Source organism: Streptomyces sp. NPDC018031, assembly GCF_044327625.1.
GTDB lineage: Bacteria > Actinomycetota > Actinomycetes > Streptomycetales > Streptomycetaceae > Streptomyces.
Window position 1 is genome coordinate 22,932 of record NZ_JBIRFT010000010.1, and the last position, 17,648, is coordinate 40,579.

Annotated in this window: 11 protein-coding genes; 5 read left to right on the forward strand and 6 right to left on the reverse strand. The window is 77.0% G+C overall.

The window, feature by feature from the left end:
- Positions 1-182 precede the first annotated feature (182 nt).
- Together ACH4B3_RS21935 and ACH4B3_RS21940 are read left to right on the forward strand one after the other, a co-directional pair.
- Positions 183-1,466 (forward strand): alpha/beta hydrolase family protein, encoded by a 1,284-nt coding sequence (locus ACH4B3_RS21935; RefSeq protein WP_398465087.1) that lies wholly within the window; start codon positions 183-185, stop codon positions 1,464-1,466.
- A gap of 198 nt (positions 1,467-1,664) precedes the next feature.
- On the forward strand, positions 1,665-2,900 hold the full coding sequence (locus tag ACH4B3_RS21940) for a glycosyltransferase (protein WP_398465089.1): 1,236 nt from the start codon (positions 1,665-1,667) through the stop codon (positions 2,898-2,900).
- A gap of 118 nt (positions 2,901-3,018) precedes the next feature.
- Here ACH4B3_RS21940 and ACH4B3_RS21945 read toward each other — a convergent pair whose 3' ends face one another.
- Positions 3,019-6,900 (reverse strand): trypsin-like peptidase domain-containing protein, encoded by a 3,882-nt coding sequence (locus ACH4B3_RS21945; RefSeq protein WP_398465091.1) that lies wholly within the window; start codon positions 6,898-6,900, stop codon positions 3,019-3,021.
- 14 nt (positions 6,901-6,914) lie between these two features.
- On the reverse strand, positions 6,915-7,220 hold the full coding sequence (locus ACH4B3_RS21950; RefSeq protein ID WP_398465093.1) for a trypco2 family protein: 306 nt from the start codon (positions 7,218-7,220) through the stop codon (positions 6,915-6,917).
- A 124-nt stretch (positions 7,221-7,344) separates the two neighbouring features.
- On the opposite strand from ACH4B3_RS21950, the gene ACH4B3_RS21955 reads away from it, so the two are divergent.
- The gene (locus ACH4B3_RS21955) at positions 7,345-8,016 is read left to right on the forward strand and encodes a hypothetical protein (protein ID WP_398465095.1); all 672 of its coding nucleotides are present in this window, start codon (positions 7,345-7,347) and stop codon (positions 8,014-8,016) included.
- Between the two features lie 94 nt (positions 8,017-8,110).
- Here ACH4B3_RS21955 and ACH4B3_RS21960 read toward each other — a convergent pair whose 3' ends face one another.
- The 3 genes from ACH4B3_RS21960 to ACH4B3_RS21970 form a co-directional block, all read right to left on the reverse strand.
- Complete coding sequence (locus tag ACH4B3_RS21960) at positions 8,111-8,800, reverse strand: 1,4-alpha-glucan branching protein (protein WP_398465097.1); 690 nt, start codon at positions 8,798-8,800, stop codon at positions 8,111-8,113.
- Positions 8,801-9,097: 297 nt separating this feature from the next.
- The gene (locus ACH4B3_RS21965; protein WP_398465099.1) at positions 9,098-10,009 is read right to left on the reverse strand and encodes an alpha/beta fold hydrolase; all 912 of its coding nucleotides are present in this window, start codon (positions 10,007-10,009) and stop codon (positions 9,098-9,100) included.
- A 99-nt stretch (positions 10,010-10,108) separates the two neighbouring features.
- Positions 10,109-12,850, reverse strand: coding sequence for an AAA family ATPase (locus ACH4B3_RS21970; protein ID WP_398465101.1), 2,742 nt, complete (start codon positions 12,848-12,850; stop codon positions 10,109-10,111).
- Between the two features lie 646 nt (positions 12,851-13,496).
- On the opposite strand from ACH4B3_RS21970, the gene ACH4B3_RS21975 reads away from it, so the two are divergent.
- Positions 13,497-14,237, forward strand: coding sequence for an SOS response-associated peptidase (locus ACH4B3_RS21975; RefSeq protein ID WP_398465102.1), 741 nt, complete (start codon positions 13,497-13,499; stop codon positions 14,235-14,237).
- A 373-nt stretch (positions 14,238-14,610) separates the two neighbouring features.
- On the opposite strand, the gene ACH4B3_RS21980 is transcribed toward ACH4B3_RS21975, so the two are convergent.
- Positions 14,611-16,185 carry an amidohydrolase gene (locus tag ACH4B3_RS21980; RefSeq protein WP_398465104.1) on the reverse strand — a complete coding sequence of 525 codons (1,575 nt, stop codon included), beginning with the start codon at positions 16,183-16,185 and terminating at the stop codon, positions 14,611-14,613.
- A gap of 346 nt (positions 16,186-16,531) precedes the next feature.
- On the opposite strand from ACH4B3_RS21980, the gene ACH4B3_RS21985 reads away from it, so the two are divergent.
- Positions 16,532-17,644, forward strand: coding sequence for an alpha/beta hydrolase-fold protein (locus ACH4B3_RS21985; protein WP_398465106.1), 1,113 nt, complete (start codon positions 16,532-16,534; stop codon positions 17,642-17,644).
- The last annotated feature ends 4 nt before the right edge of the window (positions 17,645-17,648 follow it).

Below are 17,648 nucleotides of genomic sequence, written 5' to 3' on the forward strand. Positions count from 1 at the left end.
GCCGCGGCGCCGCCCGGGTGGTGGCAGGACCACCGCGGGAGGTAGGGCCGGCCCTACCCGGACCCGGGGGTCGGCCGGAGCGCGCCGGGTGCCTGTCGATGTCACGCTGGCTTCCACGGCGGCTCGCACCGGGCCCTGTGACGAAGCCCGCCCACCCCGTACGCCCGAGCCAGGAGCCGCCCATGTCCGTGCCCCATCCCCCCACCGCCGCGCCCGGGGCCGCGGCGCCCGTCCCGCGACGGGGGCTGCTGGCGCTCGGCGCGGCCGCCACGCTGCTGCTCGGCACCCGGACGGCCGCGCCGGCCGCCGCGGCCCCGCACCGCACCCCCGCCGCTCCGCTGCCGCCCTCCGGTGCCCTGGAGCTGCCCGCGCCGACCGGGCCCTACCCGGTGGGCACGGTCTCGCTGCGGCTGGTCGACCGGCACCGCCCCGACCCGTGGGTCGCCGGACGGCGCTGCCGGGAGCTGATGGTGAGTGTGCGCTACCCCGCCCGGGACACCGACCGGTACCCCCTCGCGCCGCACATGACCCGCGGGGTCGCGGCCGGCTTCGACGAGCTGAACGGGCTCGGGGTACCGAAGGGCCGGGTGGACTGGGCCGCCACGCGCGGCCACGCCCGCGAGGGCGCCCCGGTGGCCCGCCGCGGCGGCCGGCTCCCCGTGGTGCTCGCCTCGCCCGGTGTCGGCGACCCCCGCGCCATGGGCACCACTCTCGTCGACGAACTGGCCTCGCGCGGCTACGTCGTGGTGACCGTCGACCACACCTACGACGCCGCCGCCGTGGAGTTCCCCGGCGGTCGGGTCGAGCACAGCCGGCTGCCGGAGGAGTTCGCCGAGGCCCAGCGGACCGGCCGGGTCACCGAGCTGCTGCGGAAGACCCTGGCCGTACGCGTGACGGACACCCGCTTCGTGCTGGACCGGCTGGAGCTGCTCGCCGCCGGGCACAACCCCGACGCGGACGCCGCGCCGCTGCCGACCGGGCTGCGGGGCGCCGTCGACCTGCGGGCCACCGGCATGCTCGGCCACTCCGCCGGAGGATTCACCGCCGCCCAGGCCCTTCTCGAGGACCGGCGGATCGACGCCGCCGTGAACATGGACGGCGTCCTGGGTTACGTCCAGCGGTACGAGGATCCGTCCCACCCCGCCACGGTCGCGACCCAGGGGGTGGACCGCCCGCTGCTGCTGATGGGCCATGAGGGCCACGACCACCGCACCGACCCCTCGTGGGGAGCCCTGCGGCGGCACAGCACCGGCCCGGTCAGCGAGCGGACGCTCGCCGGTGGACGGCACGCCTCCTTCACCGACGCCGAGGCGCTGCTCCCGCAAGTGGCCCGGCTGCTGGGACTGCCGGAACAGACCGTCACCGACAGCATCGGCCCGGCGGATCCGGTCCGGGCGGTCGCCCTCCAACGGGCGTGGGTGTCGGGCTTCTTCGACCGGTGGTTGCGGGCCGGCAGCCGCATCTGACGAGGAGGGGAGTCCGCGGGCCGTGAGGGAAACCGCCGGTCCCGGGCGGGCGTTCGGCAGTGGTCGATCAGGGGAAGGAGGTGTACCCACTCCTGGCCATGCTCAACGTATAGCGCACCGGGGGGCTTGCGGCAAGGCCCCGGGGGTGCCGCAGAATCGCCGGCCGAAGCCGAAACCTCAGGGACCGGGGGCCACCAGGTGCGTGTGTTGCTGTCGACGTATGGGTCGCGCGGGGATGTCGAACCGCTGGCGGGACTCGCGGAGCGGTTGCGGGGGCTCGGCGCGGAGGTGCGGGTGTGCGCGCCGCCGGACGAGGACTTCGTGCGGCGGCTGGCCGCGGTCGGCGTGCCGCTGGTGCCGGTCGGCCCGTCGGCGCGCGAGCTGACGCTCGCGGCGCCGACGCCGTCGTCCCTGCCCCGGTACGCGGCCGAGTTGATCGCCACCCAGTTCGAGGTGGTCGCCGCGGCCGCCGAGGGGTGCGATGCGGTACTGGCGACCGGCATGCTGCCGACCGCGGCCGGTGCGTTGTCGGTGGCCGAGAAGCTGGGCATCCGCGCCGTGTCCGCCACCTTCCAGCAGCTCGATCTGCCGTCGCCGCACCACCCGCCGCTGGCGTACCCGGGCCGCCCGTTCCCGCCGGGGGTGACCGACAACCGGGTGCTGTGGGACCTGGACGCCCGGAGCGTCGACACGCTGTTCGGCGAAGCGCTCAACACGAACCGGGTGGCGAACGGCCTGCCGCCGGTGGACCGTGTCCGTGCCTATGTCGTCGGCGACCGGCCGTGGCTGGCGACCGACCCGGTACTGGACCCGTGGCGGGAGGTGCCGGGGCTCGACGTCGTCCAGACCGGCGCGTGGATCCTGCCCGATGTGCACCCGTTGCCGGCCGAGTTGGTGTCGTTCCTGGACTCCGGCACCCCACCGGTCTACGTGGGCTTCGGCAGCATGCCGATGCACGCCTCGGCGGACATCGCCCGGGTGGCCGTGGAGGCGGTCCGCGCGCAGGGCCGCCGCCTGGTCGTGGCCCGGGGGTGGGCCGGCCTGGATTCGATCGACGACCGGGACGACTGCTTCGTCGTCGGCGAGGTCAACCAGCAGGCGCTGTTCGGCCGGGTGGCGGCGGTGGTGCACCACGGCGGGGCGGGCACCACCACGACCGCCGCCCGGGCCGGCGCGTCCCAGGTGGTGGTGGCCCAGGCGACGGACCAGCCGTACTGGGCCCGCAGGGTGGTGGACCTCGGCGTCGGCGTGGCGCACGACGGTCCGGCGCCGACCACCGAGTCCCTGTCGGCGGCGCTCAGGGCGGCGCTGGACCCGGAGACCCGTGCACGGGCGACCGCCGTGGCCGGCATGATCCGCGCCGACGGGGCGACGGTGGCCGCGCGGCTGCTGCTCGACGAAGCCGGCCGGGGCAGGCCACCGGCGTCCGCGTGAACCGCACGCCGGGGCCGGTGGCCCGGCACCGGTCGGGTGGGTTCGGCCCCTCCCGCTCCGGGCGCACGCGTCGCGACCGCTCCCCGCCGGGCTTTGGAGCGGGAGCCGGCGGGGACCGTCACGGCTCCGCGCCGCGCACCGCGAACAGCTGGAGTCCCGCGTCGCCGACGACGGCGAGGCGGCGGCCCGAGGGGGCGAAGGCGACCTCCCAGACCGTCGCGTTGGTGCGGACCCAGCACAGGCGGCGCAGGTCGGCGAGGGCGAAGAGGCCGATGATGTCCCCGCCGGCGACGGCGACGTGGTCGTCGCTGACGGTGATGTGGCTCAGGGCGCGGACGTCCTGGACCGTGCGGTTCCGCTCGTCTTCGCGGGGCGGCCCGGGCCACCGCGCCGCGGGCGGTTCCACGGCGGCCCCGGTCAGCCGCCACATGGTCAGCACCCGTCCCAGCCGAGGGTGTTCGCCGATGGCGACGACCCGGTCTCCGCCGGGCGCGAAGCAGGTCGCGCGCCAGCTCCACCGTCCCTCCTCCGCGCCCAGCACGGTCGTGGTGCCACGGCTCCGGTCGACGACGCGAAGCGGCCCGGGCTCCGTGTGCCCCAGCAGGTGATGCCGTGCGTGCGGCCCGACCAGCACCGTCGTCCCGCTCATGTCCGCCCATTGCTGGCGGCGCCGCACACCGGGCGTGCCGGCGAAGGGGCGCGGGGGGCATTCCCGCCACGGGGCCTGGGGGGCGTCGGGATCCACGCTCAGCCAGGTGCCGGCGAACCGGTCCCCCACGGCCAGTTCGGCTCCGTCGGCGCTCCACATCACCGCGTCCAGCCGCGGCGAACGCCGCCCGGCCGGGCCCCGGCCGGAGGGTTCCGTCCGCCATATCCGCACCACGCGCCGCTCCGTGGTGGTGGCGATGGCCAGCCCGTCCGGCCGCCACGCCGCGCCCAGGTCGCCGGTGCGCAGTACGCCCACCGGAGTCTCCGCCTCGCACACCGGCTCCCTCCCGCGCGCCAGGTCGGCGTCCGGCGGCATCCGCCACAGCGCCCACCGCACCCGGTCTCCCGCCGACCCGCTCCGGAGCGCCAGGCGGCCGCCGTCGGGAGACCACCGTGCTCCGTGGCCGTCCGGTTCGGCCCGCCACAGCACCCGCTGGGCCGACGGGTCCACCAGTAGCGGGTCGGGCAACTGGACCAGCGCGCTGCGGCCGCCCGGCCGCCACGCCAGGCTCTCGGCGGTCGGTCGCCACGCCTTGCGCTCCGCCCCGGTGCCGAGGCTCCGGTAGGGCCAGACGGCGGGGAGCCGCGGCCCGTAGGGGTCGGCCCACAGCAGGAGTGCGCCCCCTGCGGTGGCGCTGAGCTCGTCGCCGTCCGTGGCGGCGAGCAGGCCGTGCTCGGGGTGCCAGTCGAGCGCGGCGAGGTGGGTCCGGCCGAGGGTGGAGTCCGGTGCCGCGCCGGGCAGGACACGGGGCGCCCGGCCGGATCCGGGTTGCCACAGCCCCGCGCCGTCCACCGTGGCCCCCCGGCAGACCACGGCGAGGCAGGCGGAGTCGGGCGCCCAGCAGAACCCGGGCTCGGGGCTGGGCAGCCGGTCCACCTCGCCGCGCGTCCGCGCCTCGTAGACCCGCAGGGTGTGGAAGTAGCGGGTGCGTTCGGGGTTCATGCGCCGGCTGACGAGCGCGAGGTGCGTCCCGTCCGGGCTCCACCGGACCAGGGCCACCGACTCGTCGGCGATCTCGATCGGATCGCCGGCTTCCAGGCCGGTGCGGTCGAAGAAGCGGACGGCGGGCCCGTCGCCCGCGACGGCCAGCAGCTCCCCCGCGGGATGCCAGTGCAGGGCCGCACAGTTGCCGTCACCGTCCCGGGCCCGGAACGAGCGCTCCAGCGCCTCGTGGTCGCGATCGGGCGGCGGGTGCAGGGCGGCCAGTCCGTGGGCGGGGCGTGCCTCGGCGGCGTGGCGCAGGGCGGCGGGCGTCGCGGTGAGCCCGGCGAGGCGGTACTCCAGGGTCACGGCGGCGTCGCCGGCCGACAGCCCGCCGACGAACAGATGGCCCTCCCGTCTGAGTACTTCCGCCAGTTCACGTGCGGCGGGGTCCTCGCCGCACCGGGCGAGGTCGGACTCCAGTGCAAGGGGGCCGGAGCCGGCCAGCCGGACCGCGAGGAAGCGCATGTCCCGCACGAGTGCGGTGAGTTCCGCCGTCCGACCGGCCTGGTCGAGGTGGAAGCCGAGGGTGGGGAGGAAATCCCGGTCGGGGCCGCGGAGCGCGTGCCATCCGGGTTCCGGACGCAGGAGGTCGAGCAGCCGGGTGCTGACCGCGGCCGGCAGGTCCGGAGCCCGTCGGCGCAGCGCCTCGTGGGTGACGTCGTGCAGGCGCACCCCGGCCCCGTCCGGCGCCGCGGAGGCGAGGGAGCGGTCGATGAAACGGTCGCCCTCGGCCCGGGCCCGCAGCTCACTCACTCCCCACAGGCGCTGCAGCAGCCGGTAGGGGACGGTCTCTCCGCGCGGGAAGGCCGCCAGTTGGAGGAAGCGCTCACGCGAGGACTCCGGCAGGTCCGCGAGGCTGACCTCCAGCGTCTGCGAGATGCCGCGTACGGTGTCCGGACCGGCGGCGGCCTCGGCCTCGGACAGCTCGTCCAGGGCGGTGATGCCCTCACGGTCGAGTTCCCCCAGCAGCTCGGCGACCGCCTCCGCGGCGGTCTTGGCGTGCCGGGAGGAGACCAGGCTGCGCACCGGGCCCGAGAGCAGGCCGAGGGCGAGCGGCCAGTGGCCGGTCCGTCGCAGCAGCGGCGCCAGTACGGCGCGTTCGTCCGGCAGGCCGAGCAGCTCCGCGGCTTCGTCGTCGTCCATGGCCGTCACGGGAATCTCGGTGCCGTCCCGGTCGTCGAGCAGGCCCGCGCGGCGGGTGGTGACCAGCAGGGTGGCGCCCGCGCCGCGGAACGGATGCAGATCCGCCGCGGCCCATACGTCGTCCACGACCAGCAGCGGCCGCCGCTTCGCGAGCGCCGACCGGAACGCGTGGGCGGCGGAGGGCACATCGGGGTGGATGACCGGCGCGTCGCCGGTGAGTACCGCGGCGAGCCCGGCCAGCACCGTGACGGTCCGCTCGGTGGTGGGCGCCGGTCCGAGCCGGACCCACAGCACACCGTCGGGGAACCGCTCCCGGATCTCCTCGTGCCGGCCGGCCCATGCCGCGAGCGTGGTCTTGCCGAAGCCTCCGGCGCCGCAGAGTGACACCGGACCGTGCGCCAACGCCTCGATGAGCGACTGCCCCAGGGCGGCGCGCGGCACGAAGTGGCGCGGCACGGGCGGGGCCATGGCGGGCGCCGGGTGTGCGGGCGGCGACGGCAGCACGTCGGGGAGCCGGTCCGGGCGGAGTTCCGTGTGCAGCAGCCGCTCGAGCAGCCGCCGTTCCGCCGCGGGCAAGCGGTCGGCCCAGCGGTCGGCGCGGCTGACCGCCAGCCTGCCCGGGCCGTCGGACCGGTGGTGGAGCACGACGATCCCGACGACCCGCCCGTCGCTGAAGACGGCCGCCCCCGACATGCCGTCCCAGCTGCCCGCGGGCGCCGGGACGCGCAGATCCAAGGTCCCCTCGCGCCGGTTGGCGAGCACCGAGCAGGTGCCGTGCACATGCTCGGAGTCGCGGTAGCGCGATCCGTCCGCGTCCTCCCGCAGCTTGAACGCCGGGAAGCCGACGGCGCTGCACCGCAGCACCGCGTCCCGCTCACCGACCCGGCCGAACCGGGCGGGCCCGCCGGGCGGGGCGGCGTCGGCGGTGACGGACAGCACGGCGACGTCGATCGTCGGGTGCGCGAAGACCACCTCCGCTGCGAGCAGCCGCTCCCCCGGCCGGTCGGCGTCGAACCGTACCCGCACCGCCGTCCCGTCCTCGACGGCGTGCGCCGCGGTCAGCACCCGGCCGGCGCTCACCAGATAGCCCGAGCCCCGGCGCGACGTGCCGGACGCCGTGGTGACGATGACCTCCGCGACCCGGCCGATGTCCGGTCCGGTCACCGGCCGCTGTCCGGTCAGCGCTCTCCCGCGGCCTCGGCGCCCGAGATCCGGGCCGCCGTGCGGGTGCCGGCCGGACCGGGGACCGTCGGCTGGAGGGTGACCGTGACGCGTTGCGTCTCGGCACGCGCGTACCTGCCGTCGGCGCCGGCCTCGACGACGAGGAAGCGCACCCTGCCACCGCCGCCCGCCTCCCGGGTGACGGCGACGTTCGCCTCGATCTCGATCGGCCCGACCTCGAACCGGAGCGCCTCGTCGGCCCCTTGCGCCGCGGCCGCGGTCAACTGCGCCCGCAGTTCCCGGATCATCTCAGTGAGCTCCACGCGCTCCCCCTTCCCACCGGTGCCCCAGCGTAGCCGCCGCACGGCAGGGGGCCGGGTGCCGGGGGCGCGGGCGCTGTCACGGACGCGCGAGGGGGCCGCTTCCCCGGTCGGTAGGGTGGGCGCCATGTCCGAACGGATGAAGGCGGAGCCGGTCGTCGCGGCCTGGGGACGGATCGCCACGTGGCTGCACCGCTACGCCCCGGTGTCGGCCGGGACGATCCTCCCACCGGCCGGCGCCGGGGAGTTGGCGAGCACCGAGACACACTGCCTCGCGGTATACGGACACGGCGTCCCCGCGGAACTGACGGCGCTGTGGCGGTTGTGCGGCGGTGTGCGGTGGGTCGACGTCGAGGAGGACGAAGGCGGCGACCTGGCCGCCTACGCCTTCCTCGGCTCCGTACTGCTGGGCCCGGACGAGGCGGTGCGGGCCCGGGGCGGCCGGGAGTCGCTGGCGGGCAGCCTGTCCGCCGCCGCCCGTCCGGTGGCGCACTGGCTCCCCTGGCTGGGAGCGGACAACGACGGGCCCGACAGCGGGCTGTACGCCGCCGACTCGGGGGTGGGCCGGTGGGCCTGCTACGAGGGGGTGGAGCTCGGGGAGCCGACCGCGTTCCCCTCGGTGACCGGATATCTGGAGGCGGTGGCCGATGCCCTGGAGCACGGCACCGGCCCGCTGGTCTCCAGGCCGGTGCCCAACCGCGAGGTGCCCGGGCTGGTGGGTGGCGCCCTGATCTGGGCGCACCTGGACCACCCCTACGGGATCCCGGACGGCTGGGAGCCGATCCACCCGCTGCCCTGAGCCGAAGGACGGCCCTGACAGACCGCTGACATCCGCGACTTCGCCGGGAGCCGGGCGGGCCGGGGTGGGCCGGCTCCCCCCCGGCCCGGCCGCGTCAGCTGGTGCCGGCGTCCGGAGCGGCGCCGCGCACCACGGCGAACAGGCCGCGGGAGGCGGTGCCGTCGGGCAGCAGCCAGTCGGCGGTGACATCGCCCAGGACGTGCCCCGCTCCACCGGCCTCGCCCTCCGCAGCCGGTACCAGGAAGCGGTGGAACCGCAGCGTCAGTTCACCGGCCGATCCGGCCCGGACGAGGACGTCGGTGCCTTCCCGGTCGTGGCTCACGCCCACCGGCCCGGACACCGTCCCGACCCCGGCGTCCGCGAGGCGGCCGGTCACCGACGGGTCGGTCCGGTCGCTGACGCTCTGGGCCTGGGCCTCGACCCGGCCCTGCAGGAAGGCGAACAACTGCGTGACGAGGACGGGGTCATGGGTTCCGTCGTAGATCCACCGGCGCCCCAGCACCCCGTGCTCGGCGGTTCCGAGCAGCGCCCGGTCCGCACCCGGGAGCGGCGCCCCGCGGTAGGTCAGCGGCACCAGGTAGCCGCCCGGCCGGTCGCCGGCGGCGTCGGAGACCACCATGAACTCGATGCCCACCTCGCCGTGCGGATCGTCCAGCCGGAAGCCGCCCGCCTTGGACAGCTCCGGCTCGCTCCCGTCGCCCCGGTACCACGGCTGGGTGGGCAGCCACGAGGTGAGCAGTTCGAGTTTGGTGGGCGTCAGTGTGGTGCGGTGGATGACGGCCATGATGCGGCACCTTTCCCTGGTCGGAGCCTCATCCTGCCACCGCCGCGCGACGCCCTCGGCACCCGGGGCGGACCCGTCGGCTGCGGCGGTCAGGGGCGGCGAAGGCGCGGACGTCGGGGCCGGGGGCCGCGCCACCGCACCGCCCGGAGCGGCCGAGGGGGACGGAGCGTCGTCGCCCGGGCGCCGGCCCCCGCGACGCGGGGGCCGGTCGGCCGGGGCGCCGTCCGTCCCGGCCCGCCCGGTTTGCCGGCCCGGGCCGTCCCCGACGAATGCGGCGCCCGGCCCCACCGGGCGGCGTCACCGGGCGGCGGCGAAGTGGGCGGTGAGCGCCCTCGCGACCGGTTCCACCACCTCCGGCGCGATCATGTGGCCCATGTCCGGCACCATCAGCAGCCGGGCCCCGGCGATCGCCTCGGCGATCAGCCGTCCGTGGCCGGGCTTGGCCGGTTCGTGGGTGCCCTCGACGACCAGCGTCGGGGCCACCACCTCGACCAGCGCGTCGACCGGTTCCACCTCCAGGTCGGCCATGCCGGCGAGCCGGTGGTTGGCGGCGGTGCGCGGGTCCCGGCACCGGTCGAACAGCGACTCCTCCAGACGCCGCTGGGCGTCCTCGTCGAACGGCAGCGCCGTACCGTTCATCACCCGGGCCGTCGCGATCTGGAGGTCGACGGCCTCGGCGCGGGTGGCGGGCGGCGGGGCCGTCGCCGCGGCCCGGAAGAACTCGACGAACTCCGGCCGCGGTTCCGGCAGGCTGCCCGCCGGCTGCGGCTGCCCCATGATCGCCCGCATCAGCACCTGCCCCTCACGGGCGCCGAGCGGCGAGGAGCCGATCACCGTGAGGGTGGCCACCCGCTGGGGGTTCTCCGCGGCGATCCACTGGGCGATCAGGCCTCCCGCGGAGTGGCCGACCACATGCGCCCGGTCGATGCCGAGGGTGTCCAGCAGGCCGAGCGCGTCGTCCTTGAGCGCGGCCCAGGTGTAGGGGTGGGTGCCGAAGTCGCGGGCGGTGGACCGGCCGACGTCCCGGTGGTCGTAGCGGATGACCCGGTAGCCCGCGGCCGCGACGCGGCCCACGAACTCGTCGGGCCACAGCAGGCCCTGGGTCATCGCGCCCATGATGAGCAGCACCGGCGGGTGGGAGGGGTCGCCGAACTCCTCGGTCCACAGCTCGATGTCGCCGACCGTGACCAGCTGTCCTGCTGCCGTCATCCGTTTCTCTCTTCCTCGTCGCCTCGAGCGGATCTCGTGGACGGGCACCACTGTGCCGGGGCGGGCCACCGGTGCCATCCGTAGGACCACTGGTGGCGACTACCGAAGCAGCCGGGTCAGCTCCGCGCGCGAGGCGATGCCCAGCTTCGGGTAGACCTTGTACAGGTGGTACTCCACGGTGCGGGGGCTGAGGAACAGCTGGGCCGCGACCTCGCGGTTGGACGCGCCCTGGGCCACCAGTCGCGCGATCCGCAGCTCCTGCGGGGTGAGCGTGGCGAGCGCGTCCGGCGCCGGGCGGTCGGCGCTCTCCCCCGCGGCCCGCAGCTCGTCCCGGGCGCGCCGCTCCCACGGTTCGGCCTCCAGCCGCCGGAAGGCCTCCATGGCCTGGCGCAGATGTCCCCGCGCCTCGCCGATGCGGCGGGCGCGGCGCAGCCGTTCGCCCAGCAGCAGCGCGGTACGGGCCTGGTCGTAGGCGGCGCCGCGGTCCCCGGCGAGGTGCCCGAGGGCCTCGGTCAGCAGTGGTACGGCCGCGTCGTCCCCGGCGACCAGCGCCCGGCAGCGGGCCAGCAGGGCCCGGGACCGCGCCGAGGACGCGGGTGCCGACCACCGTTCCAGGAAGGCCACGGCGGTGCGGGCGGCGCCGTCGTCCCCGGCGGCCGCGGCGGCCTCCACCCGGTCGGCGATCGACCCCCAGACGACCACCGGGTGACCGGCGCCCGGGCCCGCGTCGGCCAGTGCCGCCAGCCGCTCGTGTGCCCGGGCGAACCGGCCGAGGCCCAGGTCGAGCACGCCCAGGGCGTAGGAGGCCACGCCGACGCGCAGTCCCAGCCGGTGCGGAATCGCGATGGCGAGGGCCTGCCGGGCATACGCGTGGCAGGTGTCCTCCTGGCCGCGGACCGCGGCACAGACCGCGAGGTTGGCCAGGTGCGCGGCGGCCGAGTTGCTGATGCCGGCCTCCTTCGCGAGGGCCAGCCCTTCGGTGGACAGGGCGGCGCTCAGCGCGAACCGGCTGTTCAACCGCTCGGCGGTGGCGGCGTTCTCCAGGACCACGGGCAGCGTTCCCACCGTGCCGGACACCCGGGCGACCGCGCCGGCCCGGGTCCCGTACCCGGCCGCCGCGTCGCCTTCGCCGAGCAGGCTGGCGGCGGCCGCCGCCCACAGCAGGGTGGCGGCGTCGTCCGCGTCGTCCGGCACTGCCGCCAGGGCGCGTCTGAGCAGCGGCACCCCGCGGTCGGGGGCTCCGTCCCACAGGGCGCCGGACCCGGCCAGCACGTCCCGCAGGAACGCCTCGGCGGGGTCCCGTAGCCGGGTCTCGGGCAGGGACTCGGCACGGCGTCCGATGCGCACCGTGGCGTCGGTGTCGCCCACGTAGGCGGCTGCTTCGGCGGCGTCCGCGAGCAGTTGGATCCGGTCGGGAGCCCGGTCCGCCGCGGCGAGGAGGATGCGCAGCGCCTCGGCCGCGTCCCCGGAGTTGAGCGCGAAGCGACCGCGCAGCTGGGCGAGTTCGGTCAGCAGGCCGGGGTCGGTGGTGATCTCGCCGGCCGCGGCGAGCGCGCTGTGGGCCTGGCCGGGCCGCCCGCCGAGCCAGGCCGCCGCGGCCGCGTCGGTCAGCCGGCGGGCCCGGTCGGCGGGGTCGGGTGTCAGCTGCGCGGCCCGGGTCAGGGCGTCAGCGGCGTCCGCGTGGCCGCCCCGGGCCCGGGCCCGGTCGGCGGCCGCGGTCAGGTCGGCGGCGATCTCCTCGTCGGGGCCGATCGCCGCGGCGGCCCGGTGCGCTGCCCGGCGGTCCGCGTCGCCGGCCGCGCCGAAGGCCACAGCCAGCGCCTGGTGGGCCGCGCGCCGGTCCGCCGGGCTCGCGGCGGCGTGCACCGCCGCGCGGATCAGCGGGTGCCGGAAGGTGATCGCGGCGGGTCCGGCCGCCACCAGGCCGGCGGCCTCGGCCGGCTCCAGGGCGTGCTCCGGGGCCCCCAGCCGGGCGGCGGCGGCCAGCACCACGCGGGGGTCGCCCCGTCCGTCGAGGGCGGCGGCCAGCAGCACCCGGCGGGTCGCCGCGGGCAGGGCGGCGAGCCGGTCGCCGTAGCCGGCGGCGACTCCGTCGCCCGGCGGCAGTGGGTCGGGCAGCGGCTCATGGCCGGTCAGCTGGCCGGCGGTCAGCAGTTCGGCGGTCTCCCGCAGGGCGAGCGGGTTGCCGCCGGTGGCCTCGGCGATCCGGGCCGCGACCCGCGGCGAGGGCTCCACGGCCGCCCAGCCGGCGAGGGCGGCGGCCGCGTCGGCGGCGGGCAGCCCGGTCAGCCGCCGCTCCGGCAGGTCGCGCAGCGCGTGCCGGATGTCGGGGGTGTCGCGGGTGGCGATCAGGAGTCCGACGCCGTCGGTGTCCAGGCGGCGCGCGGCGAACAGCAGGGCGTCGGCGGAGGCCCGGTCGACCCAGTGGAAGTCGTCGATGACGCACAGCAGGCCGTGCGGCTGTCCGGCCTCGGCCAGCAGGGACAGCACCCCCGCGGCGACCAGGAACCGGTCCTGGGCGGCGGGCGGCGCGGCCAGGCCCAGCGCCGCGCGCACGGCGTCCCGCTGCGGGCCGGGCAGGGCGTCGGTGAGTCCGGCGACCGGCCGCAGCAACTGGTGCAGGGCGGCGAAGGCGAGGCCCGTCTCGGGCTCGGCGCCGGTGGCGCGCAGCACCGCGGCGGGGGCGGCGTGCTCCGCGGCGTGCCGCAGCAGCGCGGACTTGCCGACGCCCGGCTCGCCGCGCAGGACCAGTGCCCGCCCGGCCCCGGAGCGGACGCCGTCGAGCAGATCGGCGAGCGCCGCGCGTTCGGCCGCGCGTCCGGCGAGTCGGTCCCCTGGCATGTGCGTGTCCCCCCGGTGCTGGTGGGCGCGGCGGGTCCGGTGCCGCGCGTCGGGGCGACTGTACCTGCCCGGTGATCACGGCCCACGGGGTCGCGGCGCCACCCGGGTGCGGGCGCGGGCGAGCCGGAACGGTTTCGTCCGCCCGGTGGGGCGCGGTGCGCCGCCCCCTGCCCGACCCACGGGGTCGGCGCCGCCCGGTGTGGGCGCGTGCGGACCGCAACGGCCTCGTCCGGCCGGTAGGACACGACGCACCGCCCCGACCCACCGGACCCGCCACCTCGCAGCGCCACCCGATGCCGGCCCACGCCGACCCAACGCCACCACCCACCCGGTAGGACACGACGCACCGCCCCGACCCGCCGAACCCGCCACCTCGCAGCGCCACCCGATGCCGGCCCACGCCGACCCCAACGCCACCACCCGCCCGGTAGGACACGACGCACCGCCCCGACCCACCCCCGTGGGGTCCGCCCTGCACCGCGGGGCGTCCGCGCCGGGCAGGGGGCTGTCGTCCCGGGCGCAGCCCGTCCGGCCTGCGCCGGAGCGCCGGCACGGCGCGCCGGGCGGAGGCCGGCTCGCCCCGGTGGAGGACGCCTCCGGCGGGGCCCCCGCTCGCGCGGGCGGGCCGAGGTGGCACAGTGTCCTCATGTGCGGCCGATACGCCTCCACCCGCAGCCCGCAGGACCTCGCTCAGCTCTTCCGGGCCACCGACTGGAGCCCCACCGAGACCCTGGCGCCGAGTTGGAACGTCGCCCCGACCGACAGCGTCTGGGCGGTCCTGGAGCGGCCTCCTAGGGACGGCTCCGGCCCGCCGCGGAGGAAGCTGCGCCCGGTGCGCTGGGGTCTGGTGCCGTCCTGGGCCAAGAGCCCGGACACCGGCGCCAAAATGATCAACGCGCGGGCGGAGACCGTGCACGAGAAGCCCGCCTTCCGGCGCGCCTTCGCCAAGCGCCGCTGTCTGCTGCCCGCGGACGGCTTCTACGAGTGGGAGGCGAGGGCGGCGACGGAGCACACCAAGGCTTACAAGCAGCCGTACTACATCGCCCCCGAGGACGGCCGGGTGATGGCCATGGCGGGGCTGTACGAGTTCTGGCGCGACCCGCGGGTGACCGACGACGAGGATCCGGCCGCCTGGTGGACCACCTGCACCATCATCACCACCGAAGCCCGTGACGCCGCCGGCCGCATCCACCCCCGGATGCCGCTGGCCGTCACCCCGGACCAGTACGACGCCTGGCTCGATCCCGGCCACCACGACGCCGACGAGCTGCGCGCGCTGCTCACCACGCCGGCCGGCGGGCGGTTGACCGCCCGGGCGGTGACCACCGCGGTGAACAACGTCCGCAACGACGGGCCGCACCTGCTGGACGCGCCTGAGGACCGGTAGCCGCCGACGGCCCGTGCCGCGGCGCGCCGGGGCGGGTGGGGCGCGGGGCCGGCGCGAGGCGCGGGGCGTACACCGGGCGGTCGCCGGGGACCGGGCCGAGGCAGTGGTGGCCGGGCGGGCCTGCCCGCCGGACCTGCCGGGCGGGCCTGCCCGCCGGGGTGCCCGGGGCCGGTGGCGGCGACACGGCCCACGGTGCCCGGCCCGGCGTGGTCGATCGCCTGGCGCGGCCGCAGCGGGAGGGTGACGCGGGAGCGGGCCGGTGCGGTCGACCGCGCGGACGGCCCGGCGGCCGGGTCCGGCCGGTTCACCACCGCTCGCGGTGGCGGCGACGGCGACTCCCCCACGCCTGCCCCGGGCCCCGTCTGACCGCCGTTCAGGGCGCCGGCCGGCCGGTCTCGCGGCCGTCGACGTACGTCGCCACCACCTCGATGTCGCCGATGCGCGAGGGGTCGACACGCCGCGGGTCGTCGCCGAGTACGACGAGGTCGGCGTACTTGCCCGGGGTGAGGCTGCCCAGGTCGTCCTCCCAGTGGCAGGCGAAGGCGCCGGCGACGGTGTAGGCGCGCAGGGCCTCCTCGACGGTGACGGCCTCGTCCGGTCCGATCGAGCGGCCGGACGCGGAAGCGCGCTCGACCATGAACTGGACGGCCCGCAGCGGGGAGCCGTCGGCGACGGGGCGGTCGGAGCTGCCGACGAGGGGGATGCCGTGGTCCAGGAACGCCCTGCCGCGGTAGAGCCACGGAGCCCGCTCCGCGCCCATGATCTCCGCGTAGTCGTCGCCGAAGTGACGCAGGAAGTTGGGCTGCACCACCGCGCTGACGCCGAGCCGCGCGAACCGCGGGAGCTGGTCGGGGCGGATCAGGCCGGCGTGCTCGATCCGGTGCCGGGCCCCGGGGCGCGGCCGGAGGCGCTGGGCCCGCTCCAGGGCGTCCAGGGCGACGTCGGCCGCCCGGTCGCCGATCGCGTGGACGGCGAGCTGCCACCCGGCGAGGTGACCGGCCACGATGGTGTCCGCGAGGGTCTCCGGATCGTCCTGCAGTTGCCCCGAGTGGTCCAGTCCCTGGTAGGGGCGGCTCAGGGCGGCGGTGCGGGCCATCATGCCGCCGTCGGTGTAGATCTTCAGTGCGCCCACCGAGAGCCGGCCGTCGCCGAACCCGGTGCGCAGGCCGAGGTCGAGGGCGCGGGGGATGCCGTCGGCCCGGTGGGCGGTGACCGGGCGCAGCCGGTCCGCGGACACCATGAGCTGTACCCGCAGCGGCAGTCGGCCGTTGTCCCGCGCGAGTTGGTAGGCGCCGAGTTCGACGGGGCTGTGGCCGAAGAGCGTGCCGCCGATACCCGCCTCGGCGCAGGCGGTGACCCCTTCGGCCAGACAGGTGCGGGCGGCGCGTCCGATCGCCTCGGCCAGTTCCTCCTGGGAGTACGGCAGGCGCAGCGCGCGGGCGGCCCCCATGGCGCCCTCGGCGAGGAAGCCCCGGTCGTGCGGGGTGTCCGCGGGCAGCAGGTCGAGCACGGCGGAGTTCACGACGCAGCCGTGCCCGGACTCGTGCATCAGGTACAGCCGGCGCCCCTGGCTGACGCCGTCCAGTTCGGCTGCGGTCAGATGGCGGCCCAGGACGCGCTGGTCGTAGCCGGCGATGCTCACCCAGGATCCGGGCCGGGCCCCGCGCACCACCTCCGCCACGGCGGCGAGCACCTCGTCGATCCGGGTGCGGCCCGCGATGCTCGGGGTGTCCTCCTTGAAGCCGGTCCAGGCCAGGTGCACATGGGCGTCGATGAACCCGGGCAGCACGGTGGCGCCCTGAAGGTCGATCACCCGGCGGGCGGGCAGGGAGGTCACGGCGTCGTCGAGGCCGACGATCCGGCCCTGCCAGATGCCCAGGTCGTGGGCGACGGGGTGGTGGGCGTCCATGGTCAGGAAGCGGGCGTTGGTGAGTCTGGCGCAGAGCATCGGCGATGTCCCCTCGGAGGGTCGCGGCACGGTCGGGAGCGGGTCGGCCGCCTGGCGCGGCCGGGTCGGGAGCCCGGTCGGCGGGCGTACCGGCCTGGTACCCGGCACCGGCACCGGGGCCGCCCCGTCGCGAGGTGGTCACCATGGAAGCGAGTGCCATGATGAGGTTAGGCTCACCTAAGCGTGAACGAGCCTAGTCCTTCCCCGTTCCCCGTCACAAGGAGACGTGCATGCGCCGCCTGACGTTCGGTCACCAGACAGCAGGGCGCCGCGCGCCCGGTTCACGGGTCCGCGCACCCGGCACCGGTTCCGGCCCGGCCGTGCGCGGCGTTCTCGGCGGCCGGCCGTGACCGGCCCCGTCCCCGGCCGCCCGGCCGGCCCGGAGACCCCCTTCGCGGCGTTCGGACTGCCCGGCGAACCCGGCACCGGCGAGTTCTGGGCGGCGGTACGGGCACCGGTGTCCATACCGGCCGCCGACGGCGGCTGGCGGACCCTGTTCCTGTGGCGCGGGCCGGAGGCGAGCATCGACTTCGAGAGCTGGTCGGGACCGGTCCCGCTGCGCCGGTGGCAGGCCACGGACTGCTGGTACGCCGAGGTCCGGATGCCGGCCCGGCTGCGGGTGACCTACCGGTTCCTGGCGCACGACGCGGCGTACGCCGACCCGTTCAACCCGGTGGGGGCCGGTGGTGACCGGTCCATCGCCGCGACCCCGGACGCCCCGGCCCAGCCTCACTGGCCCGCCATCGGCGCCGACGACGTGCTGCCGGTCCCGCACACCCGGCTGCGCTGGGCCGGTGAACGGCTCGGCGGGCGGCGCACCGTGCGGGTCCACCCGGTGGCCGGCGGCGGTCCGGTGGTGCTGCTGCTCGACGGGGACGACTGGCTCTACCTGCACCCGGCCATGGCCGCGTTCGACTCGGCGGCCGCCGACGGCGTGATGCCCGCCGCCACCCTCGTGTTCCTCCCGGCCGGGGACCGGGAGGCCGAGTTCACCTGCCGGCCCGAGCTGTGGGAGGCGGTGCGGGACGAACTGCTGCCGCTGGTGGTGGAATCCGGCGTCCCCGCCGACCCGGAACGCCTGGTGGTCGCCGGGCAGAGTCTCGGCGGGCTCAGTGCGATGTACGCCGCGCTCGAGTTCCCGGACCTGGTGTCCCGGGTCGCCGTTCAGTCGCCGTCGTTCTGGTGGGCGCCCGGCGCCACGGACCTGGCGGACCCGCTGGGCGGCCCGGTCGGCGGGACCGTCGCCGCGCGCCTGCGGGAGGGCCCCGACCTGTCCGGCCTGCGGATCGCGTTCGACGTCGGGGAACACGAACGGCGGATGCTCCCGCACTGCGAGCTGGCCGAGTCCCTGGCCGGACGGGCCGGCGCGACCGTGCGGGTCTCCCGGTCGGCGTCCGGCCACGACCGGGCGGGCTGGCGGCAGGCCCTGCTCCGGGATGTCGCCTGGGCGCTCGGCTGACGGG

Excerpts from the sequence above, each read along its gene's own strand:
- ACH4B3_RS21960 (WP_398465097.1), bottom strand. The coding sequence starts at position 8,800 with ATGGCCGTCATCCACCGCACCACACTGACGCCCACCAAACTCGAACTG.
- ACH4B3_RS21935 (WP_398465087.1), top strand. The coding sequence starts at position 183 with ATGTCCGTGCCCCATCCCCCCACCGCCGCGCCCGGGGCCGCGGCGCCC.
- ACH4B3_RS21980 (WP_398465104.1), bottom strand. The coding sequence starts at position 16,185 with ATGCTCTGCGCCAGACTCACCAACGCCCGCTTCCTGACCATGGACGCC.
- ACH4B3_RS21965 (WP_398465099.1), bottom strand. The coding sequence starts at position 10,009 with ATGACGGCAGCAGGACAGCTGGTCACGGTCGGCGACATCGAGCTGTGG.
- ACH4B3_RS21975 (WP_398465102.1), top strand. The coding sequence starts at position 13,497 with ATGTGCGGCCGATACGCCTCCACCCGCAGCCCGCAGGACCTCGCTCAG.
- ACH4B3_RS21955 (WP_398465095.1), top strand. The coding sequence starts at position 7,345 with ATGTCCGAACGGATGAAGGCGGAGCCGGTCGTCGCGGCCTGGGGACGG.
- ACH4B3_RS21970 (WP_398465101.1), bottom strand. The coding sequence starts at position 12,850 with ATGCCAGGGGACCGACTCGCCGGACGCGCGGCCGAACGCGCGGCGCTC.